This is a genomic window from Halochromatium sp. NSM3, assembly GCF_059621085.1.
Genome location: NZ_JCAQIA010000074.1, coordinates 1 through 4,372 on the forward strand (window position 1 = coordinate 1; position 4,372 = coordinate 4,372).

Annotated in this window: 5 protein-coding genes; 3 read left to right on the forward strand and 2 right to left on the reverse strand. The window is 61.5% G+C overall.

Annotated features, from left to right (window positions below; all coding sequences use genetic code 11):
- Positions 1 to 113: 113 nt before the first annotated feature.
- Positions 114 to 398 (forward strand): toxin-antitoxin system TumE family protein, encoded by a 285-nt coding sequence (locus AC54T3_RS17165; protein WP_323685824.1) that lies wholly within the window; start codon positions 114 to 116, stop codon positions 396 to 398.
- Complete coding sequence (locus AC54T3_RS17170) at positions 395 to 754, forward strand: HVO_A0114 family putative DNA-binding protein (protein WP_496626532.1); 360 nt, start codon at positions 395 to 397, stop codon at positions 752 to 754. The genes AC54T3_RS17165 and AC54T3_RS17170 overlap by 4 nt, the downstream gene beginning before the upstream one ends.
- A gap of 200 nt (positions 755 to 954) precedes the next feature.
- Here the strand turns inward: AC54T3_RS17170 and AC54T3_RS17175 are convergent, their stop codons facing one another.
- Positions 955 to 1,476, reverse strand: a complete 522-nt coding sequence (locus tag AC54T3_RS17175; RefSeq protein WP_496626533.1) for a PIN domain-containing protein — start codon at positions 1,474 to 1,476, stop codon at positions 955 to 957.
- Complete coding sequence (locus tag AC54T3_RS17180) at positions 1,473 to 1,739, reverse strand: UPF0175 family protein (protein WP_496626534.1); 267 nt, start codon at positions 1,737 to 1,739, stop codon at positions 1,473 to 1,475. The genes AC54T3_RS17175 and AC54T3_RS17180 overlap by 4 nt, the downstream gene beginning before the upstream one ends.
- Before the next feature lie 336 nt (positions 1,740 to 2,075).
- On the opposite strand from AC54T3_RS17180, the gene AC54T3_RS17185 reads away from it, so the two are divergent.
- Positions 2,076 to 4,115: a reverse transcriptase domain-containing protein gene (locus tag AC54T3_RS17185; RefSeq protein ID WP_496626535.1), complete on the forward strand. Its 2,040-nt coding sequence runs from the start codon at positions 2,076 to 2,078 to the stop codon at positions 4,113 to 4,115.
- Positions 4,116 to 4,372 lie beyond the last annotated feature (257 nt).

Genomic DNA, 4,372 nt, shown 5'->3' on the forward strand with positions numbered 1-4,372 from the left:
TCAACGTGCGTGGGATTGGTGTGGCCGTGAGTGTGAGCACGTCGACCTCGGCGCGTAGGGAGAGCCTGATGCACTGCATGGCATCAGGCCAGAGTTTCAACTAAGATCTTGCAATGGCGGCTAGTTTACTTGCCCATGCGAAAGAGATTCGTGATGATGGCTCCATCGTCGAGATGGTGGTTTGGGAGCTGTCAGAACCGCTGCCGCCCTGCCGGCATCGTTACAAGTATCGATTGTTTTTCGGAACGAGCAACAGCTGCCAGGTGCGTTACGACAACGAGCGCGGTAAGGGAGATCATCGGCATCTTGCCGATGAGGAGCAGCCTTATGTGTTCACAACGATTGAGCAACTGATCGCGGATTTTCGCGCCGATATCGCTCGCTGGAGTCGCCGATGAAAGCCATTATCGAGGTTGGCCGCCGTGGCTCGATCTTTGATACCGTTGCCGGCCAGATGGCCGACGGCCGAGCGGGCCGGCCGGTCGATTATCGGCTCAGCTTCGAATCGACGCAGACGCTGTTTGCCGAGGTCACAGCCGAGCGGTTGGAGCTTCTGGATTGCCTGCGGCGCATGGGTCCTTGCCGCGCCGAGGAACTCGCCGCTCAGTGGTCTGCCGCAAGCGATCCCACCCTGTTTGCGCGGCATCTCGATCGCCTCGAAACCCTTGGCCTGTTGGAGCGTGGAGACGACGGAACGCTCTCTGTTCCTTTTGCGTCGATCGAGATCATCTTGCCGTTGGCAAGGGTTGCCTAGCCCCGACTGGATCGACCGAAGTCTAGCGCTTGGGCGGGAGCTTGAGCAGGGCTTGTTGACGGCTCAACGCCTCCTTCACGCCGAGCGGTGAGTCCTACTCGAAGAGGGGAACGTCGACGAGTGTTGCGGCTTCAAAGTAGGTTCCGATCGCCACGCCCGGCTCGCTACGGACCAGGCGTCGGATGTTGATCGCACCGACGTCAACGCGCTCGGCGAGCAGGTTCCGAGACTTGACATGTATCTAACCGGCGACGCACGGCCTCGATGACCTCCTGTGAGACGCGAAAGTTGGTTTTCTCGATCAGATCTTGAACAGTCATCTCGAAGTCGAGCCAACCGCGTTGTGCGGCGTCGGCAATGATGCCCAAGGTGCCGCTGACCCGCAGCTTTGCGTTGGTCGCGACCCTTCTTCCGAGACGCTCGTCGATCAAGAGCAGCTTGGCGTTGCGCGCAAGCGCGAGTCGAATGGCGGCTGCTTCGCCCGGATCAAGTCGTTCCAGCCCAGGCGTCGATGCTGTCGACGCTGCTGATAGGCGGTCGATGCTGAGCCAGCCGGGTGGGTTGCGCATGAAGGTCCGTAGCGCTTCGGGAGAACCTGAGTGACGACACTCATCAGCGACCTCAGGAGGGATCAGCAGCTGACCGAAGCGCCGGGGCAAGAGGTCGACTTGACCAAGGGTGACCAGATAGCGCAGAACCGAGGTGTCACCGACGACCGTCACGGCTGCGGCACTTTGCCCAATCCATCAAGGTCTTCCGCAACCTCGTCAAAGGTTGGCGCAGGCCAAGCATCGTGTTTCGACAGGAAGGATTCAGCGTGCCAGAGAGACGCATGCCCTAAGAGTTGACCCACTTCGGCGCGTGACAAAGTGCCGGTCCGATAAGCCTGGACGGCAAAGCCCTCCAGCACCGCACGGGGCAAATCTGTGCAGACCGCTTCGAGGCGCTGCTGCAGCGGATCGGGAATGTTGAGCGTCAAGGTCATGTCGGTTGCCTTATTTCAATGCTGTCGCGGGTCGTGGATAGGGTTGCGCTGAAGACGCTCCAAAGCAACGCTTCCGCCGATGAAGAAGATAGACGATTTCACTGGTATTAGACCCATGGCCCGTTACGAGCACCTCCCCATCTATAAGCAGGCGATGGATGTCGCCGTGCACTTCGAGACCATCGTCCGGGATTTTCGCGCTACCATAAGTACACACTGGGCACGGACCTGCGTAACCGGAGCCGCGCCATCGTCGCGCTGATCATCCAGGCAAACGGTGAGCGCGACAAGGCGGCGAAGCTGCGCGAGCTGCGTCTGGCGCTGGAGGAGCTGCTGGTGTTGATTCGGCTTGCCAAGGAGGTGAAGGCCTTCAAGAGTTTTGCGGCCTACCAGTTCGTCGTCGAACAGGTGGCCTCGGTTTGCAGACAAAACGAGGGCTGGCTGCGCAGTCTCGCGGCTGGCGAGGGTGAGGATGCACGGGGCCAGAAGTCGGCCGGCGTCGATCGTGATCGCGCCGGTCGGCGCGTGCCGATTGATCCTTGTGCGCCCGCGCCGCCGGCTCCGACCGATCAGGTCGGTGCCGGCATGACGAACAGGGCGGGATACCCTCGAGCTTCCCAACCGGTGGGGTCGCCGTTAAGGCGACCGGCAAGTGCGCGGGCAATCGTCCTGTACTGGTCTGGTACGGAGTACGCGCCCAATTCCAACAACGCGTGGAACTTCAACGCCAACAACGGCAACCAGAACAACAACGACAAGAACAACCAGTTGCAGGCCTGGGCGGTTCGCCCCGGAGAAGGAACGCCCGTGCTGTTCGCGTTCGAGAATCTGTACCGGCACTATCGCGCATGCCGGCGCAACAAGCGCAACACCCATAATGCCCTGCGCTTCGAGACGCATCAGGAGCTCAACCTCCTGGCGCTGCAAGAGGCGCTGCAAAGCCGCAGCTACCGGCCAGGTTCCTCGGTCTGCTTTGTCACGCATCGCCCCAAGCTGCGAGAGATCTTCGCCGCAGATTTCCGTGACCGCATCGTGCATCACGTGCTGGTCGGCGCCTTGGAGCCCGACTGGGAACGCCGCTTCATCCACGATTCCTACGCCTGCCGCAAGGGCAAGGGTGTGCACCGCGCCGTAGAGCGGCTGCAAACCTTCCTGCGCCAGGCCAGCGCCAACGGCCAACGGCGCGCCTGGTATCTGCAACTCGACATCCAGAATTATTTCATGCGCATCGATAAGGCGCTGCTTTGGCAACTGCTAGCGCCGCGCATCCTCGACCCGGATGTCCGCTGGCTGACCGAGCTGCTGGTCTTTCACGATTGCACCCAGGGGTATCGTTACCAAGGCCGACCCGGCGATCTGGCGCGCGTCCCGGCGCACAAGAGCCTGCTCCAAGTCGAGCCGGGCAAGGGTCTGCCGATCGGCAACCTCAATAGCCAGTTCTTTGCCAACGTCTACCTCGACGGACTCGATCAGTTCGTCAAGCATCGGTTGCACTGCCGGCATTACCTACGCTACTGCGACGATTTCGTGCTCATCTCCCCCGAGCGCGATCAGCTCTTGGCTTGGAAGGACGCCATTGCCGACTACCTCGCCGACGAACGGCTCCTGGCCCTCAACCCCGGTCGCGAACGGCTGCGCCCAATCAGCGATGGGATCGACTTTCTCGGCTACATCGTGCGCCGCGACTACCGACTGGTCCGTCGGCGCGTCGTGACCCATCTGCACCAGCGGACGCGCGCGTTCGAGGCCGAGCTGGTCGGCACCGGCCGTCATCTGCGCCGCTACCGTTTTGAACCACAGTTGCTCGACGCCCTGCACGCCAGCCTTGCGTCCTACCTCGGGCATCTGCACCAGGCCGATACCTTCCATCTGCGCGAGGCCCTGTGGGCGCGTTATGACTTCCTGCGTCAGTATTTCTCCTTCGATCCGGCCAGCGCGCGGCTCACGCGCCGCGACCAGCCGCCGAAGGGACTGGCCTCGGTGCGCGCGCAATATGCCTGGTTTCGCCGCGCCTATCCGGGCGATGCCCTGTTCTTTCAGGTTGGTCGCTTCGATGAATTCTATGCCCCAGCGGATGACGCGCTGGCTCAATGGCTGGGTCTACGCCCGCTGCGCCCCAACCGCCGCCGTGCGCGCTACGGCTTTCCGATCGCGCGGGCGCGGGCTTATGCGCGCAGGCTGCTCAAAGCGAGGCGGTCCGTGCTGGTGGTCGCGCAGACCGAGCAGGTCTGGACTGGGGTGCAGGAACGGCGTGCGGTTTGGCGGCTGGAACCACTACCGCCGGCGGTGTCGCCATCCAGCGGGGAGCGCGCTCACAGGGACTGTCAAGAAACTTTACAACCGCGAGTGAGCGTCAGTAAGGGATTGGCGGACTGATGCGATTGTCTCGGTAGTTCTCTGCGACAAAATACCGTAAAATCCGAAGCGTATCAACGCAGGGGAAATAATGGCACAAATCGTGCATACCGTTCGGGTGCTGCAAGGTGTCAGTGGTTCTTCCGGGAAGCATAGTGGCGCAGAGACGCAGCATTAGGGTTGCAGTTTCGGTTTTCAACAATCCGCGACGGAGCATTATCGAACCTGATTAGCAAGCTTCTTCAGCCAAGCCCCTTTTCCGCCGAGGAAAGGCGCAT